This window comes from Gluconobacter sp. P5B12 (genome assembly GCF_018812035.1).
Classification (GTDB): Bacteria; Pseudomonadota; Alphaproteobacteria; order Acetobacterales; family Acetobacteraceae; genus Gluconobacter.
The window spans coordinates 584,383-603,564 of sequence record NZ_JACRVV010000002.1 but is presented as its reverse complement, the minus strand read 5'-3'; the positions used below and the strand labels follow the sequence as shown (position 1 = coordinate 603,564).

The window sequence follows — 19,182 nt, the reverse complement described above, 5'->3', positions numbered from 1 at the left end:
TACAAATGGGTGCATCTCGTGCCTCTTTGCAAGCGTTCCCATGTCGAGAGTTTTATGGAGGTCTTCATGTCCCTTACCGTTCTCGTGACCGGTGCCACTGCTGGCTTCGGACACGCCATCGCCACGCGCCTCGTGCAGGATGGTCACCGCGTCATCGCGACAGGAAGACGGGCAGAACGTCTTGAAGCCCTGAAAGCCGAACTCGGGGAAAATCTTCTCCCCTTCCCGCTGGACATGACGGACCGCGACGCACTCCGCGCACTGCCGGGCAGCCTGCCGGAAAACTGGCGGACTGTGGACGTTCTGGTCAACAACGCGGGCCTGGCGCTCGGCATGGAGCCCGCACAGGAAGCCAAGATTGATAACTGGGAAACAATGATCGCCACCAACGTCTCCGGTCTGGTGGAAATGACCCACGCACTGCTGCCCGGAATGGTTGAGCGCAACTCCGGATATGTCATCATGCTCGGCAGCACTGCGGGCCTCTACCCCTACACTGGCGGCAATGTTTATGGCGCCACCAAGGCGTTCGTGCGGCAGTTCAGCCAGAACCTGCGAACGGATCTTCTGGGCAAGCGCATCCGCGTCACGGATATTGAACCGGGTCTGTGTGGCGGAAGCGAATTCAGCTCCGTTCGCCTCAAGGACGATGGCAAGGCCGCAGCAGTTTACAAGGACACCACACCCCTCACGCCCCACGACATCGCAGAAACAGTATCATGGCTCGTGGGCCTGCCGTGGCACATGAACGTCAACACAATGGAAATCATGCCTGTCTGTCAGGCTTCTGGTGGGCTGGCGGTGAATCGTCATGTCGGCTGAAAGCGGTATTCCCTCGCGCCTGACAATTACAGACGGCACCAAGTTCAAGCTGGCTGACTTCAGAACCGATGACCGGATTGGGCACGACAAGAAAAGTGCCCATACCCGCATCCGGGACTGCGTGGACCGGATGGCTATCCTGCAAGGACGTCTGGCCGCGCACGGAGAACACGGAATTCTGGTCGTGCTGCAAGGCATGGATACGGCAGGAAAGGATGGCGCTATCCGCCACGCCTTTTCCGGCCTGAACCCGCAGGGCTTTCACGTCACATCCTTCAAGACACCCGCCGGTGCCGCAGAAAAGCGCGATGACCTGTGGCGTGTGCATCTGATGGCGCCAGCCCGAGGCGAAATCGCGGTTTTCAATCGCAGCCACTATGAAGATGTTCTGATTGCCCGCGTCCATCCGGATATCGTCAAAGCACGCGGGCTTAACCCCGATGAGCCCGGCTTCTGGGACCGGAGACTGGCAGACATCCGGCACTTCGAAAGCTACCTGACGCATCAGAACGTCGTTATTCTGAAGCTCTTCCTGCATATCTCTGCAGATGAGCAAAAGAAGCGCATTCTCAAGCGTCTGACCCAGCCCGAAAAACGCTGGAAGTTTTCACCTTCCGATCTGGCAGAACGTGGGAAGTGGCCTGATTACACCAAGGCCTATGAGGCAGCGATACAGGCAACATCCACTCCGGATGCCCCCTGGCACATCATTCCCGCTGACCACAAATGGGCAGCCCGGCTGATGGTCGCGGAAGCGCTGTTGGAAACCATGGAAAAGCTTCATCTCAAAGTACCTGAAGAGAAGCTCTCCGATACGTTAAGGGCTGCACGTGATGCCCTGCTCGCAGAAGGGTCCTCCAAGACCTGAAAAGAAAAAACCCCCGCCGGATCGCTCCGGCGGGGGTTTTTCAGTTCTGACGTGAAATCAGAAATCAGGAACGACGCTTGCGGCTCACACCTTCACCTGATGAGCCACCAGCACCAGGCTTCGGACGACCGAAACCGGAACCGCCACGGCCCTTGTAACCGCCGCCAGCACCGCCACCGCGCGGACCGCCCTTGAAGCCGCCACCAGCGCCACCGCCGGACCGACCGAAGCGCTTGCCTTCGCCCGGGTTACGACCACGGGAACCATAGCTGCTGCCACCGGCAGGCTCAGCAGACGGCTCGATCGTCACTTCGTCAGGCTCAGCCCCGGCAACACAGGACTTGAAGCGCTCGACGCTCTCATCCGTGATCTGGAAGTAGGTCTGATCCTGCTCGATACGGATGCTGCCGATGTCACGCTTCTGAACGTTACCAAGGCGGCAGATCAGCGGGATCAGCCACTTCGGATCAGCGCGCTCTGTACGACCGACGCTCATCTTGAACCATTCGCCCGACACGATGCGCTCTTCACGCGGTGCGCGTTCCGGACGATCGCCACGGCTCTGCGGAGCCTCGACGGACATCGCACGGATCTGCTCAACATTCGGCAGGCGGGCACGGTACATCTGCACCAGCGCTGCTGCGAGCTTCTTCGCGTCGTAGGTTTCAGCCAGCTTCAGAACCAGCTCATCCGTCGTGTCTTCAGAAGCGTTGGCAAGGATCGGATCGTCCAGCAGACGCTTCGTATCCTGGGCTGCAATCGCATCCGCTGTCGGAACAGCTTCCCACTCGGCATTTACACGTGCCATGGCCAGCAGACGCTCAGCGCGACGACGCTGGTTCATCGGCACCATCAGCACACTGGTGCCCTTACGGCCCGCACGACCGGTACGGCCAGAACGGTGCAGCAGGGTTTCAGAAGCCGTCGGGATGCTGGCGTGAATCACGAGGTTCAGCGCTGGCACGTCAATGCCACGTGCTGCAACGTCAGTCGCGACACAGACGCGGGCCTGACCGGAGCGCAGGCTCTCGATCGCACGGCTACGCTCGTTCTGACCCATTTCGCCGGAAATCGCGACAGAAGCGAACCCACGCTCCAGAAGAGCAGCCTGCACCTGACCAACCATCATACGGGTGTTGCAGAACACCATGGCCGTCGGGCTCTCGTAGAAACGCAGAACGTTCACGAGGGAACGCTCGATTTCCTGCGGAGCCGTTACGACGCAGCGATAGGTGATATCGGAATGCTGCTTCGCACCCGTTACCGTATCGATGCGCTTGGCATCTTTCTGGAAACGCTTGGCCAGAGACGCAATTTCGCGGGCAATCGTGGCGGAGAACAGAAGCGTGCGGCGCTCGGCCGGAGACGCATCCAAAAGCTGTTCCAGCTCGTCACGGAAACCCATGTCCAGCATTTCGTCGGCTTCGTCGAGAATGACGCAGCGCAGACCGGACAGGTCAAGGGAACCACGGGACTGATGATCACAAAGGCGGCCTGGCGTTCCCACAACGATGTGGGCGCCACGGCTGAGGTCGCGGGCTTCACGGCGGGCATCCGTGCCACCAATGCAGCTCGCGATACGAGCGCCGGTCTCGGCATAGAGCCACTCAAGTTCGGACTGGACCTGAAGGGCCAGTTCACGCGTCGGGGCAATAACCAGAGCCAGCGGCTGTGGCGACGGCGGGAGGCGATCAGCCTCACCAAGCAGCGTCGGCGCAATAGCCAGACCAAAAGCTACGGTCTTGCCTGAACCCGTCTGGGCGGAAACCAGAAGATCACGATCCTCCAGCCCTGGCTGCAGAACTGCTTCCTGAACGGGAGTGGGCTGTTCGTAGCCACGCGCCGTCAGGGCGCGCAGAAGGGCAGGATGAGTATCGGGGAAAGGCATATTTAATGAACACTCGGCAAACGTCACGCCGACGGCAAAAAGCGGCGGCTGGGATGCCGCTGCATAAAGACTTCCGAGCATAAATGCCAGAAGTAACGCATCCGAACCTGCGAATCAGGCAAAATCAGCCTCTGGGCTTCCGCCCGACAACCGCCCGAACCGTGTCACGCCATGCCGTCAGATCTTCCGGAGGAACGACTTCACCTGTGTCGAGTTCCCCGAAACCAGCCTTCGAAAGAAGAACACTAACAAGGCGTGCTCGGTCTTCTGGCTCCAGAGCCTGCCACATTGCAACAGCTTTCTGCTGATGAAACTGATCTGAGAATGTGACAATCAGAGGAGCCCCTTCCTTCAGAACACGAAGGGCTTCCATCAGGACTTTCAACGGCTGCGTCAGGTATGCCACCCCGTCACACAGCGTTATGGCGTCGATTGTGTCGTCTTCGAACGGCAGGATGGGGTCTGCGTTCAGATCCTGTACGATCCGTGTCGTCAGCACAGGATTGGTGTCCAGCGCAGCCTTGGACGCTCCCAGTCCGATGGCATCCTGAAACCGTGCCTCTTCCGGGTAATGGCTGAGTGATCCCGCCATCAGATCCAGAACCGTGCCCCCAACGGGAAGGGAGGTCTGGTAAAGTGCCGCAACCGCCGTGCGTGCCCCCATGTCCATCAGCGAATCCGGAAGACGCTGCGCATAGAAGATCGTATCCGGTTCATTATTGACGCGCGTAAACGCCGCTGCGTGAAAACCTTCAACCTGTTCCGTGCCGCTCATATCCATCTCCTCCTGACTGACCTGTCGAAATGAGGGTATGTTCCTCGTGCGTCAACCCGCAGGATGCTCTATGGGAGGCACCATCATGACCCTTTCTTTCACCAAGATGCACGGCCTGGGCAATGATTTCATCATCATTGACGGCCGCGAAACCGACCCCGCCCTTGACGAAGCCACCATCCGGCACCTGTGCGACAGACGCTTCGGCATCGGCTGCGACCAGCTCGTCCTGCTCTCTGCCCCAACCCTGGAAGGTGCGGATGTTCTGGTCCGTTTCTTCAATGCTGACGGGTCGGAATCCGGCGCCTGCGGGAATGCATCGCGATGTGTTGCCAGCCTCGTGGGTAACAATCCCGTCCTCCAGACCCGCGCCGGACTGCTCCTCACGTCACAGGATGGCGATCGCATCACGGTGAATATGGGCGCTCCCCGAACTGGCTGGCAGGACGTGCCGCTGTCCAAGGATTGCGACACACTTCACCTGCCCCTGCATGATGCAGCCGCCTGCTCCATGGGAAATCCTCATGCGACCGTTTTCGGCGACGTATCGCGCGCAGAAGACCTCGGCCCCTCTCTCGAGAAGTCTCCGCTCTTCCCGCAGCGCGCCAATATTGGATTTGCGGATCTCATCACTCCCGGCCACATGCGTCTGCGCGTCTGGGAACGCGGTGCGGGTTTGACGCTGGCTTGCGGCTCAGGAGCCTGCGCTGCCGTGGTGAACGCCGTACGCCGGGGCCTTGCAGACCGGACCTGCTTCGTGACCATGGACGGTGGAGACCTGCAAATCACCTGGCAGGAAAACGGAGACGTCCTGATGACCGGTCCTGCCACAACCGTTTTCCATGGCAAGCTTCCGTGACTACCCCTTCCGTTCTGACATTCGGCTGCCGTCTCAACGCGCATGAGAGCGACGGCATGGCGCATCACGCCCGCGGGCAGGATGACACCATCATCGTCAATACATGCGCCGTTACGACCACAGCCGAGCGACAGGCGAGGCAGGCCATCCGCCGTGCCCACCGCGAGCGCCCGGATGCAAAAATAGTCGTGACAGGTTGCGCGTCGGAAATTGACGCCAAACGCTGGATGGAGCTGCCCGGCGTGGTACGGGTTGTGCCCAACGCTGACAAGCTCAAGCCCACCACATGGGGAGACAGCAAGCCCGGCCTTCCACCGTCACGGCATGCCCGTGCTCTGCTTCAGGTCCAGCAGGGATGCGATCATCGGTGCACATTCTGCATTATCCCCTATGGCCGGGGAGACTCCCGCTCTACCCCAACAACAGAAGCTATTTCGAGAGCCCGCGCCCTGACTGAGGCCGGACATCGTGAAATCGTTCTCACGGGTGTTGATATTGCTTCGTGGCAAGGCACAGATGGCGAAGGTCTGGGCCGGATGTGCCGGACGCTCCTGCAGGACGTTCCCGCCATCGAACGTCTGCGCCTGTCGTCCATCGACCCTGTCATTCTTGATCCGGAAACGGGAGATCGGGACCTCTGGTGGCTTCTGGAAAACGAGCCCCGCCTGATGCCACATCTGCATCTGTCTCTTCAGGCTGGTTCCGATCTCATCCTCAAGCGCATGAAACGCCGACACACCACCACGCAAGTCGCGTCCATGCTCCAACATGCTCGCGCCTTACGCCCGAATATTGGTGTTGGTGCAGATCTCATCGCGGGCTTCCCGACAGAAACAGACACGCTTTTCAACGAAACCCTCTCCTTCATCGAAGAGCAAGCTATCCCGTTCCTGCATGTCTTTCCCTACAGCGAACGCCCCGGCACGCCCGCAGCTCGAATGCCCGCCGTACCGAACGGAGAACGTCAGGCCAGAGCAGCCCAGCTCAGAGCTGTCGGTGAGGCGAACCGCGATACGTTTCTTGAAAGGTTCATTGGTCAGACGGTGGACGTCCTGATCGAAACACCGGACCGCGGTCATTCTCCCGAATTTGCGCCTGTGCGCTTCGCAGCCGATGCTTCCTCCCCAACCAGAGGAAGCATCGTCCCGCTTTCGATCTACGGTGTGTCAGAAGGGCATCTTCTAGGACGCAGCCCTGCCTAAAAACCTGCTGTCAGGGCGAAGCGGGCAGAAACTGGCTCCAGCGGATGACCTGTTGCACCGCTCTGCACAGCAGAGGCCGGTGTTAGACGATAGTCATACGCATATTGTGCCGCATAGGCATGCGTATTGAAGACGTTAAAGACATTTGCTTCGAGTTTCAGATTTTTGGTGAAGCAATAGCCAATATTCAAATTGAGTTCCTGATATCCCTTGGAACGCAGGCTGTTATCCTCCACCAGCGGATACCCCCCGAGCCAGCGTACCTGCAAACCGCCATACCAGGGGCCTCGATCTGCAAGGATGCCGAATGACCAAACGAAATTTGGGGCATTCGTCACGTACGGACCATCAATTCCATAACTGGCCAGATCTGACGCCTGATAACGCGCTTTCGCAAAGGACAGATCCGTATTCAGTTCAAGCCAGGTAACCGGATTATACTGTGCGGAAAACTCAATTCCCTCCCTACGACTGGCAGGGCCAGGAGAAGTAACACCAGCGTCGCCATCGTAACTCAGCTCAGACGCAAAATCGATGATGAAGGCAGCCGCCTGCACATTCAGATGACGGAGAGGCGTAGTCCGTACACCGATTTCACCGCTGACAGCCGACGTCATAAGAGGAACTTTAACCGACCCTTTGGCAAATTCGTCTGACGCATAAGAACCAGACACTGAGCGGAAATCGTTGGAGTGGAAGCCTCTTCCGCCACTCAGATAGAGTTCGGTTTTCTTCCAGGGGCCAAATACCAGACTTCCCTTGGGCTGAAACAGCCACTGATGCTTTCTGGTCAGGCTACCGTCGACAAGATTTTCGTCTGTACCACCCTGATAGTCTTCACGTAAACCAACAACCATTCGAAGCCAGGGTAACCAGTGCGTCGTGTTCTGGACAAAAAGACCGACAGCTCCAAGATCGATGTTATCCCCGTTACACAGGTCAGGCACCGTGCTCTCCAGACTGGATGGGCACTCCGGCAGCGTGACACGCTGGTGGGTATGGCGACGATCCACATACAGAAAGTCGTAACGCCCCTGAACGCCAACCTGAGTGTCAGTCCGGATACGGCCCACATGGTCCTGTCGGAAATAGACACTGCTTCCGCCAAGCGTAGTTCGTGTCTCGTCCTGCTGCTGCTGATCTCCGTTTACTGGGTCATCCAGATAATGCGTGAAGTTGTTCCAGAGCGTCAGCCGGTCATGAATGGCAAAAGCGCTCGTAACCCATTTCCAGTCATCGCCAGCAAGATGATAGTGCGCTGACAAACTGTAGCGCTCTGAAAAGCCGCCATCGGTCGGGTCCAGAGAGCCATAGCGGCTGATAAGCCCTTCCTTGTAGGCCGCCAGCGGTTGATCGTTTGTGGCCCTCCATTGACCGCGATAAAACATCCCCGTCAGGTCAAAGCCTTTGGTGGCGGTTCCGTGGGTGTAATGCGTCAATGCACGGATGCTCCGGGCATTGTCCGGATATTTCCACGGGCCGTCTGAATGAGAAATATTGAAGGCATTAACCCAACGATCGCCATTAGCAAATTGGGCCGTACCGCCAATGTAAGCGCGATAATCCCCTAGCGTTCCGGCACTCAGACTAATCTGACGGGCGATGTGATCTGCCAGCTTCATGTGATCGGAACCGGCCACACCAAAATCCCCGATATCTGCGTGAAATGGCCCTTTGGTATAATCAATGCCTGAGAGTGTTTCGGGTATCAGGAAATTCAGATCCGTGTAGCCCTGACCATGCGCGTTACTGACGCCATTGACCGGCATGTCATCAACAAATGTTGCCAAGTCCGTGCCATGATCCAGATTAAAGCCCCGCAGCAGGAATTGATTGGCCTTTCCCTCCCCGGAATGAGATGTCACCACCAGTCCGGGAACAGCCTCCAGAATTTGCCCCACGCGATATGCAGGCCGCTGCTGGATTTCACGTGCGGTCAAAGATCCTTCACTCGCCGTGTCCGCTCGTCCCAGAAGATTACGGCGGGAGGCCATGACACTGATCCGCTCCACCACATGGTTTTGCGCCGCAGAAGTGGTTTTCTTTTCCAGATGTCCGGATGCTTCGACTTTATCCGTATCAGACGCCCATTCTGCAGCAACTGCCAGTGTAGGACCCATGAGCAAGCTGCTCATCACAACGGACACAGAAATAGTCGATCGTCGCCAATTGCAACGACGCTTTTGAAAAGGAACAGCACTTTGCCTGAAGCGCTCTTCCGGTAACAGTACAGTCATATGAGCCCTGCTCGGTATGACAGGAACAGGGCAGACACGTTCGCAATCCGGCTGTCACAGAGGACTCCGGAACGCCACAAACAGCCGCCCCGGGCACCCCGCCGGTGGTTGAAATTGCATGGCAGGTCTCCTGGCTCACGGGTCTTCGCAGCCACCCTGTCTTCCCAGAGGCATAGGCACTCCAGTGACATCAGTCGGGTGACGGCTCGCCATTTACAGTTGCGGGGGCAGCGCCGGCCTTACACCGGACTTCCCTCTTAGCTTCACGCCACAAAACCGAGGGTGAAGAACCATACCGAAACACAAAAACTGAAACGCTTCCGTACTGTCAATGTCTGAAACAATCCTCCCAAGGCACGTTTGTCCTCAGGAAATCGACGCTACAGACTTGACGTTGGGCCTGACCTGTCCGAACTCCCGTGCATGGCTGGATTTTTCTCACGACTCAAACAGGGTCTTTCACGCTCGAGCTCACGTCTCGGAGCTGTATTCACGCATCGCAAGCTGGACGATGCCGCTCTTGAAGAACTCGAAGACGAACTGATCGCGGCAGACCTGGGTCCTGTCGTAGCAGAGCGCGTTATCGAGAGCTTTCGAAGCTCCCGTTTTGGCAAGGACGTCACAAGTGACGAAATTCGCGATGCCCTGGCCGAAGAGATTGCACGGGTTCTGGAGCCCGTTGCGATCCCGTTTGAGCCTGATCCGAAGAAGAAGCCCCATGTCGTCCTCGTGGTCGGCGTCAACGGTGTAGGCAAGACCACAACCATCGGCAAAATGGCCCGCCATTACAGTGAAGAAGGCAAATCCGTCATGCTCGTGGCGGGAGATACCTTCCGTGCTGCGGCGGTCGAACAGCTTCAGGTGTGGGGGCAACGCTCAGATGTGCCCGTTATCGCGGGAAAACACGGAGCTGATGCTGCTGGCCTCGCCTATGACGGTATCAAACGCGCGACCGAAGAGGGCAAAGACCTCCTCTTCATCGATACCGCCGGCCGCCTGCATAATAAGGGCGCGCTCATGGAAGAGCTGGCCAAGATCATCCGCGTCATGCAGAAATTCGACCCAACCGCCCCGCATTCCGTATTGCTGGTGCTGGATGCAACGACCGGTCAGAACGCCATTGAGCAGGTACGGGTGTTCCGTGAGCTGGTGAACGTCACAGGCCTGATCGTGACCAAACTGGACGGTTCTGCCCGCGGTGGAATTGTGGTCGCACTTGCAGAACAGTTCAAACTGCCCGTGCACATGGTCGGTGTCGGCGAACAGGCCGAGGACCTGCGCCCGTTCTCAGCTCAGGATTATGCGCGCGGTCTTGTGGGTGGCGCTACGGGAGATCTTGCCTCCCGGCTTGTCGAGAGCCCCTCAGAAGAAGAAACTCCGGAAAATTGAAGAAACAGGCCTCTTCAGGCCTGCCTCTCACTGTCTGAAGTCAGCCATTCCTCTCGCAGGGCGTCGATCTTCTTTTCGATGCTCCTGCGCTCCCTGCGAACGTAATCCGCGTACCAAAGCCTGGCACCAATGGCAGACGCTTCCGCGACAAGCCACGCCACACCAACGGCCATCCAGTCCATGACAAGAAGCATTGGCTGCATAATTTGCTGGGTACAGGCCTCCCAATCCCCATGCGACAACCATGCTTCCCTCAAGGGATGAACCATGACAGCCCCCAAATAAAACAGAACGATCATGATCCGCTGCCGATCAGCATCCGGATCGATGAATCGAAGCACGATCAAAGGCAGCAGCAAAACACCACCCACAAGCAGACTGCCCGGCACATAGGCCAGAAGCAGGCCAAGGATAAGGCCGTGCCACCATTTGAAACTGGCCTCTGGCACGCGCAAACGCCCTGACTGGCGCGTCATTCACAAAACTCCAGCCAGATGCTGGCCATGGCGACAGCAATCCCGATCAAGAGTGAAAAGAACTCTCCAGCATTACGGGCCTGTTTTTCATGGAGAGCTTTGCGGGCGGGCTCCTCCTCGAGAACTTTCTCAAGATGGGCAATCTCTGCTTCAGCCTGCCGAGCCAGTTTGCGATCATGCTTCAAACCCGCAGGGTCCGTGACGTTATCAAGAAATTTCGTAAGATTTCCTGCTTCCGCCAGCTGAAATAACCGGGCACGACGCTTTATTCTGGTCGTTCTGCTCCGCCACTGCTTGAGCTCGATTTCCAGCAGCGAAAGCGCCCGCTTTGCCACCGAACTAAGAGGCGTCTTGTCGAAACGGCGCTGGGCGGCAGCCATCAAAGTCAGATCTGAAAGCCAGGACGGAAGCCCCGCTTTCTGGGACTGCGCTAGTGGGATGATCCCCTGGCGCGCGCAATGACTTTCCAAAAAAGTCCGCATCTGATCGTCCAGAAAGCCTGAACGCCCCAGATCGTCGGCAGAAAGCTCCTGTTCCGAAACGTGCTGATCCAGCCATTGCAAGAGACCCGCCGACAACGAAATCCGTTCTTTCAAGCAACGAGAAGACAGGCAGGGCTGATAGACATTCACGTCGTAAGGCACACGACGGATCTGCTCCATCCCCTTTGCACCTGTTCGGCGGGCATCAGTCGCGAGATCATTGATCTGCTTTGCCTGCAATGCGGGCAGCGAAGGAACATCAAACACTTCCGGACTCGTCATCAGGAAGCCGGCTATCCCACGGATATTGCGTTGCTCTTCAGGCGGGAACCGTCCGGCCTCGGCACACGCCAACATATGAGGAATGGCGGATGGCCAGAACCAGTGGCCAGCCCAGAACATTGGAGCTGCGGGGTCCAGAATGGCAATAGCCCGCGTCACGACCATCGTCGTCGGGTCTACGGATTTGTTTCCGCTGGATGGCAAAAACGCAATTCCAGCCTGTTCGATCAAACTGGACATGACCGACAACTCCAGTTCACGATGCAACCATTGGCTGACAATTTTTCGTTGAAGCAGAGACAGGAATTCATTGGGGTATTTCCCGGCATACCATGCCAATGCCCGTGGCGTTCTGACCTCAACACCCCCAATGACCAGAGGCGAGCGCGCAGGAATATCAGACCGGATCGAAAACAGCTTGCTCGGCGCAATGGTTATAAGGTCATTGGGAGAAGGTCGGTTCTCGGGCCGGTCAGACAGCATCGCTTCCAGAAGGGAGACCAGGCCCGCGGGAACGTTATGTCCCTGCATGTAGGCCTCGGCAGAACCCACCTCAAAACGTCGTTGCAGAATTTCTTTATCTGACAGGCCCCTCAGGGGCAGTTCCCCGATGCAAAGGGAGAGAACCAGTACACCCAATGAGAAGATGTCACAGGAAATCGTCCCTGCCGCACGGGCCGTTGGATGACAAACTGCCGAAGACAACGGTTCAAACAGGACAGGCTGCGCTTCTGCATTGCAGGCAACCCCAAGCGGGCCAACGACCACCTGATGCAGCCCCTGTCCAACAAACAGATTATTCGGCCGGATCCCACGACAGGTCAGCCCCATGGAGGAGAGCTTCTCAAGAGCATCGGCAATAGGGCGAATAACCCCATCAATGATCTGGCTTTCAGACCAGACGCCAAGATTGTCTTTCAGGGACGGTCCGGGAGGGTGCGGACATAGCACCCAGAGCGAGCCTGCATGATATTCATGGGCATGCAGGCCGATGACACTCTCATGTCGGAAAAACATAAGATCAGAGAAATGGGGAGATGGCATGGACGGTGCCAGAGCCAGCCAGGTTGAGCCTGTGGCCGTAATATCCTGAGCCACCCAGGCAGGACAGCCGCTGAGGTCAGGTTGTTTCTGGCTCGTATTCACCAGGTAACGGTCTGCGATCAGCAGTTCGGGGCTGTCATCTCCCTGAGTGTAATCCATGTCCGTTCCATCAAATTCCTGTCTGACACTCTATGCCGGACAGGAATTGAGGCTTCGTTAACGGACAGGCGGTTTCCCGTTCAGAAAAAACTCAGTCTTCGAACGGGTCACGCATCAGGATCGTGTCATCCCGCTCCGGGCTGGTGGACAGCAGCGTAACCGGAGCTTCAATCAGCTCTTCAATGCGACGAACATACTTGATGGCCTGTGCCGGCAGCTCACCCCACGAACGGGCGCCCGCTGTGGTTTCCTGCCAGCCCGGCATCGTCTCATAAATCGGCTTTACGCGAGCCTGCGCACCCGGAGCGGATGGGAAGGTGTCGATCTTCTTGCCGTCCAGCTCATAGCCAACGCAGATCGAAATTTCTTCCAGACCGTCCAGCACGTCCAGCTTCGTCAGGGCAATACCCGTGACGCCGCCCACACGGGCTGCACGGCGCAGCATGACAGCATCGAACCAGCCACAACGACGCGGACGGCCAGTGACCGTACCGAACTCATGACCACGCTCACCGATCGTCCGGCCAACATCATCGAACAGTTCGCTCGGGAACGGACCTTCGCCGACGCGGGTTGTGTAGGCCTTGGCAATACCGAGCACGAAGCCGATGGAAGCCGGGCTGACACCACTGCCAGATGCAGCAACGGCAGCTACCGTGTTGGAGCTCGTCACGAACGGATAGGTGCCGTGATCGACGTCCAGCATGACGGCCTGCGCGCCTTCAAACAGGATACGACGGCCAGCACGACGGGCTTCATCCAGACGATCCCAGACCGGGCAGGCAAAGGACATGAGGCGCGGCGTGAATTCCGTCAGGAAGTCCTTGAGTTCTTCCTTCGTGAAAGTATCAGCACCCAGACCCGCCAGCAGCGTGTTGTGATGCAGAAGTACTTCGTCCAGCTTCCAGTCCAGCGTCTCCGGCTCGGCCAGATCACAGACGCGAATGGCGCGACGAGCAACCTTGTCTTCGTAAGCCGGGCCAATACCGCGACCAGTCGTGCCGATCTTGCGATCACCACGAGCAGCTTCACGCGCACGATCCAGCGCACCATGGACTGGCAGGATCAGCGGAGCATTCTCAGCAATCCACAGCGTCTCAGGCGTGACCTTCAGGCCCTGCGCCGTTACGCGGTCAATCTCGGACATCAGCGCCTTTGGATCAATGACAACGCCATTGCCGATCACGCCAATCTGGCCACGCACGAGACCTGATGGCAGCAGTGACAGCTTGTAGACCTGATCGCCGACAACCAGCGTATGACCGGCGTTGTGACCACCCTGGAAACGGACAACGATATCAGCGCGGCTGGCAAGCCAGTCCACGATCTTGCCTTTACCCTCGTCCCCCCACTGGGTTCCGATCACGGTGACGTTGGACATGAGCTGGCTTCCTCGACTTGGTATGCAGAGCAGAAATTAGAAAAAACTGGGGGTCAGAGCGCGTGCGCTGCGCCATTCCGCCAGACATGGGTGCAGCGCAGATGGCGCGCTTCGGCATCAGGCTCTGCATCTACTTCAAGTGCAGAAACCGTCGCAAAACCTTGAGCATGGAGGGCTGCCATGGCCTCATCCTCCAGCCGAACGGGCACGTAGCACCGCGGACGGGACGGCGGCACAGGAGCCGCACGCAACAGCGCCTGCGGACGCAACGTCAAACCACAGGCTGGCTCCTGACCAGCAATATACCGCCCACCACGACCCAGCTCTTCACGCGAGGTGGTGGAAAAGACCGTGATGCATAGCCCGGTATGATACTGCCATCCGCGGAAATCCACGGGATCTACCGTCAGACGCAAGGACGGTGCGCGCTCGCGAATAGCGGCAACGGAGGCAACCAGACGCTCGAAATGCGGACGGACGGACGCCGGAAAATCAAGCGAAGCGAGCAGATCAAGCGCGCGACTGCCAGGACCTGCGGCCTGAAGCATGACCGCCAGAGTGTCCGCTATTGAGCCGCCAAGTTCAGCAACAGAGGCTGCATCCTTGCGGTTCAGCGCCTGAATCAGATCTTCCCGGTCCGCTTCAGGAATAGCAGTCTCGATCAGGCCCAGAGCCAGAGCTGGCATCGAGAGGTCGAAGGACACACCCTTGATGCCAAGCTCCTCAAGTGCTCTGGCGCCCAGCGCCACCACTTCAGCATCAGCCTGTGCAGAATCCGGGCCGATCAGTTCGATACCAGCCTGGGAAACCTGACGGTCAGCTTCACGTCCTGGCGTGCCGATGACGATACAGCTTCCGGAATAAGAGAGACGCAGCGGGCGCGGTGCATCCTGAAGGCGGACACTGGCGATACGGGCGATCTGCGTCGTCATATCTGGCCGAAGGGCCATCATGCGATGAGAGCTTGGGTCCATCAGACGGAACGTCTGAGTGGAGAGCGCACCGCCTGAACCGTTCAGAAGGGAGGTTTCAAACTCCAGCATGGGCGGACGTACACGCTCATAACCATGCCGGGAAAAGGCTTCCATGACGCAGGCAATGCCCCGCGCCTCAGCTTCGGCTTCCCCCGGCAGAAGGTCGGAGAAGCCAGACGGCAGAAGGGCAGCGCTTGGGGTCTCGGAATACAGGCTCATGCAGCAAACTCCTCGCGCGTGCACTCATACGCCCAGTCCAGCCACGGAAGGAGAGCCTGAATATCCGCTGCATCAACGGTGGCTCCTCCCCAGACCCGCAAACCAGCAGGGGCGTCTCGATAAGACGCGAGGTCATAGCCTGCACCTTCCTGTGCGACCAGCCCGGTCAAGTGCTTGACGGCCTTGGCCCGGGATTCAGGCGACAGGGCCTCGAACCAGGGTGCTACGATTTTGAGGCAGATTGACGTGCAGGACCGCGTTGCAGGATCGGACGCAAGAAAGGAGACCCAATCCGTCTTTTCCACCCATTCCGCTACGACGGCCAGACTGGCTTGCGAGCGCGCCTTGAGAGCAGGGAGACCACCCGCAGACTCTGCCCACCGCAAACCATCCAGCGCATCTTCGACGCACAGCATGGAGGGCGTGTTGATGGTATCCCCTTCGAACACAGCCTCCAGCAGGCCTTTCTTTCCCGTCAGACGGAAAATTTTGGGCAGCGGACGTGGGGCAGCCTCTGTCAGACGAGCGGCAGCACGGGGGCTGATGGCCACCATGCCGTGAGCGGCTTCACCGCCGAGGGCCTTCTGCCAGGACCACGTAACAACATCCAGACGATCCCACGGAAGGTCCATTGCAAAAGCAGCGGATGTTGCATCGCAGATGATCAAACCGTCATGCTCGACAGGAATAGCCTCTGCATTCGGAATGCGAACGCCTGACGTTGTACCGTTCCAGGTCAAAACGACATCGCGGGACCAGTCTACAGCCGCCAGATCCGGAAGCTCTCCATAAGGAGCGTCCAGCACGCGGAGATCTTCAATTTTCAGAACGTCCCGCAGATCCTGCGCCCATGTTCCGGAAAAACTTTCAAAAGACAGCACATCCATGCCGCGCTCACCGGCGATGGCCCAGAGAATCATCTCAACCGCACCGGTGTCCGAAGCCGGAACAACAGCCAGACGCCAGTCTGCGGGAATGCCTAGGATATTTTTTGAGCGGGTAATGACTTCCTTGAGGCGCGCACGGCCTTCAGGGGCACGATGTGACCGTCCCAACAGGGCCTGATCCAGAGCCGAGAGGGACCAGCCAGGGCGTTTTGCGCACGGACCAGAGGAAAAGAACGGGCGGGAAGGTCTGACAGTCGGCTTGGACATGCTCGTTCCGGGCTAAACGGTCCTCGGGTGCAGCCAGACTGGTGCGCCCGGTTTGTGGTGCGAGAGGGGGGATTCGAACCCCCATGCCTTTCGGCGGTCGATTTTGAGCCGACTGCGTCTACCGTTCCGCCACTCTCGCGCGAACGGCCCAGACCCTAGTGCATTCCTGAGCAAAGGACCAGACCGTGAAAAAAAAATCCCAAACCGTGGAAAATCAGAGACCCAGCATCAAAAGCAGATTCTGGATCGCAGCGCCAGAGGCTCCTTTACCCAGATTGTCGAGACGCGCGGTCAGAACCACTTTTTCTCCCTGCGCATTGCCGTGCACACGGAGCTCCATATTGTCCGTATTGGCCAGCGCATCTGCCAGGAGTTTGGGTTCAGACGGCAGAACCCGGACATGATCACACCCCCGATAAGCTTTTTCAAGCGTTGCCTCCAGATCGCGCGGCGTCGGATGGCCGGGCAGGTCCGCAAGGTGGAGCGGGATGGACACAATCATGCCCTGCGGAAAGTGTCCTACGGACGGCACGAACACCGGCTGGCGCGTCAGGCCGGAGTAGTGCTGGATTTCTGGAAGATGTTTGTGTTCCAGCGTCAGCCCGTAAAGAAAGAATGCCGGGCCGCCATCCCGTTCATGCGCCTCGATCGCGGAGCGCCCTGCCCCACTGTAACCCGAAACGGCATTGATGGAGATGGAGTGATCTGCTGGGACAAGGCCAGCGCGAACCAGCGGCCGCAAAAGCGCAATTGCACCCGTTGGATAACAGCCAGGATTCGCAACATGGGTGGCACCGCGGATCAGGGCGCCCTGATCTTCATCCAGTTCCGGCAGACCATAAACCCAGCCATCGGCAATCCGGTGCGCCGTACTGGCATCCAGAATACGGACGTTCAGACCCTCTGCCAGAGCAACGGTTTCACGCGCGGCATCGTCTGGCAGACAGAGAATGGCAATATCTGCCTGTGCCAGCAGGGCGCGCCGTGCCTCAGCGTCTTTGCGCAGAGCCGGATCAATCGACAACAGTTCCAAGCCGTAATTTTCGGGCAGAGCCTCGATACGCTGGCGGATGCCGAGCCCCGTGGTTCCTGCTTCTCCGTCGATAAAGATCCTGGCCATGTATTTAAAATCCGGTCTGCAAAAAATGTCCGGCCTGTCCAAGCAGCCGGGCTGGCCTTCTTATCGCGTTACCCTTGGTGCTGTCATCCCGTGAGAACGGTTCGTGCGCTCTGTGCTTTCTGTCTGTGCAACGAAAGAGTATGCTTTTGGGTCAGGCCAGACGCCAGATCATTACCCAGGAGCTGTTATGACCCAGACCCACCCCGTCCGTCAGATTGACCGCCTTCTGGAGATCATGAAGCGCCTGCGCGACCCGCAGAGCGGTTGCCCGTGGGACGTGGCACAAACACCCGAAACCATTGCACCCTTCGCCATAGAAGAAGCGTATGAGGTGATGGATGCCATCGCCCGGGATGACAGTGATTCCTTGCCGGATGAACTTGGGGATCTGCTGCTACAAGTCGTATTCCAAGCGCAAATGGCTGAAGAAAAGGGGCAATTTGACTTCGAAACCGTTGCTGGAAAGATCGCTGACAAGATGGTCCGCCGCCATCCCAACATCTTCAGCGATGTAGAACACGACGAAGACCTGTGGGAACGCACGAAAGAAACCGAGCGCCACGCCAAAGCAGAATATGGCGCACTCGCTGGTGTGGCCCAGCACCTGCCTGCCCTGGTCAGAGCCGCCAAGCTGTGCCGCCGTGCAGCTCGCGTCGGGTTCGACTGGGATGATGCGTCGGGCGTGTTGGAAAAGGTGCAGGAAGAAATCGGCGAACTTAAAGCCGAACTGGACGGAGACCGGGATCGGATCGAAGACGAACTGGGGGATGTCCTGTTCACTGTCGCCAGTCTGGCACGCAAGCTGGGCATTGACCCGGAAGCCGCATTGCGCCGCAGCAACCGGAAGTTCACGCGCCGTTTCGAAGCCATGGAAGCCAGCCTGGCCTCTGAGGGTAAAACAATGGGCGAGCAAAATCTGGAAACGCTGGAAACGCTTTGGCAGACGGTCAAGAAACAGCCGGGGATGCGCTGATCGTTCCCCGCTCATCTTCCTCAATTCTACATCGCCCCTAAGGATACCTTGATATGGACCTCCAGCTTTCCGGCCGCAAAGCTCTTGTTCTTGGCGCCTCTTCCGGCCTGGGCCGGGGCGTTGCGAAGGCACTGGCGGCAGAAGGGGTCCATATCGTTCTGGCTGCACGCGCCAGTGACAGGCTGACAGACGCAGCAACAGCGATTGCCAGTCAGCACGGCGTTCAGACTGTGGCGCTGCCGGTTGATCTGTCGAACAGCGCCTCCGTTGAGGAATTCGTTCAGGCCATCCGCACGCAGCATCCGGATATTTCCATTCTGGTAAACAATACCGGCGGCCCCTCCCCATCAGGTGTTGAGGGCATTTCCATAGACACATGGAAACAGCAGTTTGAGACCATGGTTCTGAGCCTGTTCAGAATTACGGATGCAGTACTGCCCGGTATGAAGGAGCGCCGGTAGGGACGCATCCTCACCATCGCTTCGGCTGTTGTGGTTGAGCCAAATATCAGGCTCGGCGTCTCCGTCACATTACGCTCGGCACTCGCGGGCTGGTCCAAAACACTTGCGACGGAAGTGGCCCCCTATGGCGTGACGGTCAACATGCTGCTGCCCGGCCACATCACGACTGATCGCACCCATTTCCTTGCAGAGGCCGAAGCCCGCAAGACGGGTAAAACGTCAGAAGACATTCAGGCGGAAAAAGCCCGCAATATCCCCGCTGGACGTTACGGCACTGTCGAGGAGTTCGGCGCAACTGCGGCTTTTCTCTCCAGTACGGCTGCTGCCTATATAACCGGCAGCATGATCCGTATTGATGGTGGTGCACTGAAGTCGATCTGAAACAGTCTTGGGTAAAAGAATACCCTATTTTCTTTT

The 19,182-nt window shown here is 58.2% G+C and carries 15 protein-coding genes, 1 tRNA gene, 1 pseudogene and 1 riboswitch; of the genes and pseudogenes, 7 read left to right on the top strand and 10 right to left on the bottom strand.

All coding sequences use genetic code 11. From position 1 onward, the window contains the following. The first annotated feature begins 66 nt into the window (after nucleotides 1–66). Nucleotides 67–822 carry an SDR family NAD(P)-dependent oxidoreductase gene (locus KP702_RS06770; protein ID WP_202207236.1) on the top strand — a complete coding sequence of 252 codons (756 nt, stop codon included), beginning with the start codon at nucleotides 67–69 and terminating at the stop codon, nucleotides 820–822. Continuing rightward, nucleotides 812–1,690, top strand: coding sequence for a PPK2 family polyphosphate kinase (locus KP702_RS06765; protein WP_215768679.1), 879 nt, complete (start codon nucleotides 812–814; stop codon nucleotides 1,688–1,690). Before KP702_RS06770 ends, KP702_RS06765 begins: the two co-directional genes overlap by 11 nt. Before the next feature lie 64 nt (nucleotides 1,691–1,754). Here the strand turns inward: KP702_RS06765 and KP702_RS06760 are convergent, their stop codons facing one another. Next, nucleotides 1,755–3,578: a DEAD/DEAH box helicase gene (locus tag KP702_RS06760; RefSeq protein ID WP_215768699.1), complete on the bottom strand. Its 1,824-nt coding sequence runs from the start codon at nucleotides 3,576–3,578 to the stop codon at nucleotides 1,755–1,757. 124 nt (nucleotides 3,579–3,702) lie between these two features. Next, nucleotides 3,703–4,353, bottom strand: coding sequence for a class I SAM-dependent methyltransferase (locus KP702_RS06755; protein ID WP_215768678.1), 651 nt, complete (start codon nucleotides 4,351–4,353; stop codon nucleotides 3,703–3,705). An 85-nt stretch (nucleotides 4,354–4,438) separates the two neighbouring features. On the opposite strand from KP702_RS06755, the gene dapF reads away from it, so the two are divergent. Next, nucleotides 4,439–5,212: a diaminopimelate epimerase gene (gene dapF, locus KP702_RS06750; protein WP_215768677.1), complete on the top strand. Its 774-nt coding sequence runs from the start codon at nucleotides 4,439–4,441 to the stop codon at nucleotides 5,210–5,212. Next, the gene (locus KP702_RS06745; RefSeq protein WP_215768676.1) at nucleotides 5,209–6,414 is read left to right on the top strand and encodes a MiaB/RimO family radical SAM methylthiotransferase; all 1,206 of its coding nucleotides are present in this window, start codon (nucleotides 5,209–5,211) and stop codon (nucleotides 6,412–6,414) included. Before dapF ends, KP702_RS06745 begins: the two co-directional genes overlap by 4 nt. Here KP702_RS06745 and KP702_RS06740 read toward each other — a convergent pair. After that, nucleotides 6,411–8,534 (bottom strand): TonB-dependent receptor, encoded by a 2,124-nt coding sequence (locus KP702_RS06740; protein ID WP_252348568.1) that lies wholly within the window; start codon nucleotides 8,532–8,534, stop codon nucleotides 6,411–6,413. The genes KP702_RS06745 and KP702_RS06740 overlap by 4 nt on opposite strands. Nucleotides 8,535–8,753: 219 nt before the next feature. After that, a riboswitch (cobalamin riboswitch) is annotated at nucleotides 8,754–8,961 on the bottom strand. A gap of 113 nt (nucleotides 8,962–9,074) precedes the next feature. Here KP702_RS06740 and ftsY point away from each other — a divergent pair. Then, entirely contained in the window at nucleotides 9,075–10,040 is a 966-nt protein-coding gene (gene ftsY, locus KP702_RS06735; RefSeq protein WP_202207229.1) for a signal recognition particle-docking protein FtsY, read from the top strand. 14 nt (nucleotides 10,041–10,054) lie between these two features. On the opposite strand, the gene KP702_RS06730 is transcribed toward ftsY, so the two are convergent. From KP702_RS06730 to argC, 7 genes are all read right to left on the bottom strand, one after another. Next, nucleotides 10,055–10,516 (bottom strand): hypothetical protein, encoded by a 462-nt coding sequence (locus KP702_RS06730; protein ID WP_202207228.1) that lies wholly within the window; start codon nucleotides 10,514–10,516, stop codon nucleotides 10,055–10,057. Then, nucleotides 10,513–12,483, bottom strand: coding sequence for a serine/threonine-protein kinase (locus KP702_RS06725; protein WP_202207227.1), 1,971 nt, complete (start codon nucleotides 12,481–12,483; stop codon nucleotides 10,513–10,515). Before KP702_RS06725 ends, KP702_RS06730 begins: the two co-directional genes overlap by 4 nt. Before the next feature lie 91 nt (nucleotides 12,484–12,574). Then, nucleotides 12,575–13,864 carry an adenylosuccinate synthase gene (locus KP702_RS06720; protein ID WP_202207226.1) on the bottom strand — a complete coding sequence of 430 codons (1,290 nt, stop codon included), beginning with the start codon at nucleotides 13,862–13,864 and terminating at the stop codon, nucleotides 12,575–12,577. A gap of 53 nt (nucleotides 13,865–13,917) precedes the next feature. Next, nucleotides 13,918–15,057 (bottom strand): ATP phosphoribosyltransferase regulatory subunit, encoded by a 1,140-nt coding sequence (locus tag KP702_RS06715; protein ID WP_215768675.1) that lies wholly within the window; start codon nucleotides 15,055–15,057, stop codon nucleotides 13,918–13,920. After that, a complete protein-coding gene (locus KP702_RS06710; protein ID WP_202207225.1) occupies nucleotides 15,054–16,211 on the bottom strand; it encodes a phosphoserine transaminase in 1,158 nt (385 codons plus the stop codon). The genes KP702_RS06715 and KP702_RS06710 overlap by 4 nt, the downstream gene beginning before the upstream one ends. 55 nt (nucleotides 16,212–16,266) lie before the next feature. After that, nucleotides 16,267–16,350, bottom strand: a tRNA-Leu gene (locus KP702_RS06705). A gap of 75 nt (nucleotides 16,351–16,425) precedes the next feature. Further along, entirely contained in the window at nucleotides 16,426–17,331 is a 906-nt protein-coding gene (gene argC / locus KP702_RS06700; protein ID WP_202207224.1) for an N-acetyl-gamma-glutamyl-phosphate reductase, read from the bottom strand. Between the two features lie 187 nt (nucleotides 17,332–17,518). On the opposite strand from argC, the gene mazG reads away from it, so the two are divergent. Continuing rightward, nucleotides 17,519–18,304, top strand: a complete 786-nt coding sequence (gene mazG / locus KP702_RS06695; protein ID WP_202207223.1) for a nucleoside triphosphate pyrophosphohydrolase — start codon at nucleotides 17,519–17,521, stop codon at nucleotides 18,302–18,304. A 53-nt stretch (nucleotides 18,305–18,357) separates the two neighbouring features. Beyond that, nucleotides 18,358–19,146 (top strand): annotated as a pseudogene (locus KP702_RS06690) (SDR family oxidoreductase). Nucleotides 19,147–19,182 lie beyond the last annotated feature (36 nt).

Excerpts from the sequence above, each read along its gene's own strand:
- argC (WP_202207224.1), bottom strand. The coding sequence starts at position 17,331 with ATGGCCAGGATCTTTATCGACGGAGAAGCAGGAACCACGGGGCTCGGC.
- KP702_RS06720 (WP_202207226.1), bottom strand. The coding sequence starts at position 13,864 with ATGTCCAACGTCACCGTGATCGGAACCCAGTGGGGGGACGAGGGTAAA.
- KP702_RS06765 (WP_215768679.1), top strand. The coding sequence starts at position 812 with ATGTCGGCTGAAAGCGGTATTCCCTCGCGCCTGACAATTACAGACGGC.
- KP702_RS06755 (WP_215768678.1), bottom strand. The coding sequence starts at position 4,353 with ATGAGCGGCACGGAACAGGTTGAAGGTTTTCACGCAGCGGCGTTTACG.
- KP702_RS06770 (WP_202207236.1), top strand. The coding sequence starts at position 67 with ATGTCCCTTACCGTTCTCGTGACCGGTGCCACTGCTGGCTTCGGACAC.
- KP702_RS06760 (WP_215768699.1), bottom strand. The coding sequence starts at position 3,578 with ATGCCTTTCCCCGATACTCATCCTGCCCTTCTGCGCGCCCTGACGGCG.
- KP702_RS06715 (WP_215768675.1), bottom strand. The coding sequence starts at position 15,057 with ATGAGCCTGTATTCCGAGACCCCAAGCGCTGCCCTTCTGCCGTCTGGC.
- KP702_RS06730 (WP_202207228.1), bottom strand. The coding sequence starts at position 10,516 with ATGACGCGCCAGTCAGGGCGTTTGCGCGTGCCAGAGGCCAGTTTCAAA.
- dapF (WP_215768677.1), top strand. The coding sequence starts at position 4,439 with ATGACCCTTTCTTTCACCAAGATGCACGGCCTGGGCAATGATTTCATC.
- KP702_RS06710 (WP_202207225.1), bottom strand. The coding sequence starts at position 16,211 with ATGTCCAAGCCGACTGTCAGACCTTCCCGCCCGTTCTTTTCCTCTGGT.
- KP702_RS06725 (WP_202207227.1), bottom strand. The coding sequence starts at position 12,483 with ATGGATTACACTCAGGGAGATGACAGCCCCGAACTGCTGATCGCAGAC.
- ftsY (WP_202207229.1), top strand. The coding sequence starts at position 9,075 with ATGGCTGGATTTTTCTCACGACTCAAACAGGGTCTTTCACGCTCGAGC.
- KP702_RS06740 (WP_252348568.1), bottom strand. The coding sequence starts at position 8,534 with ATGGGTCCTACACTGGCAGTTGCTGCAGAATGGGCGTCTGATACGGAT.
- mazG (WP_202207223.1), top strand. The coding sequence starts at position 17,519 with ATGACCCAGACCCACCCCGTCCGTCAGATTGACCGCCTTCTGGAGATC.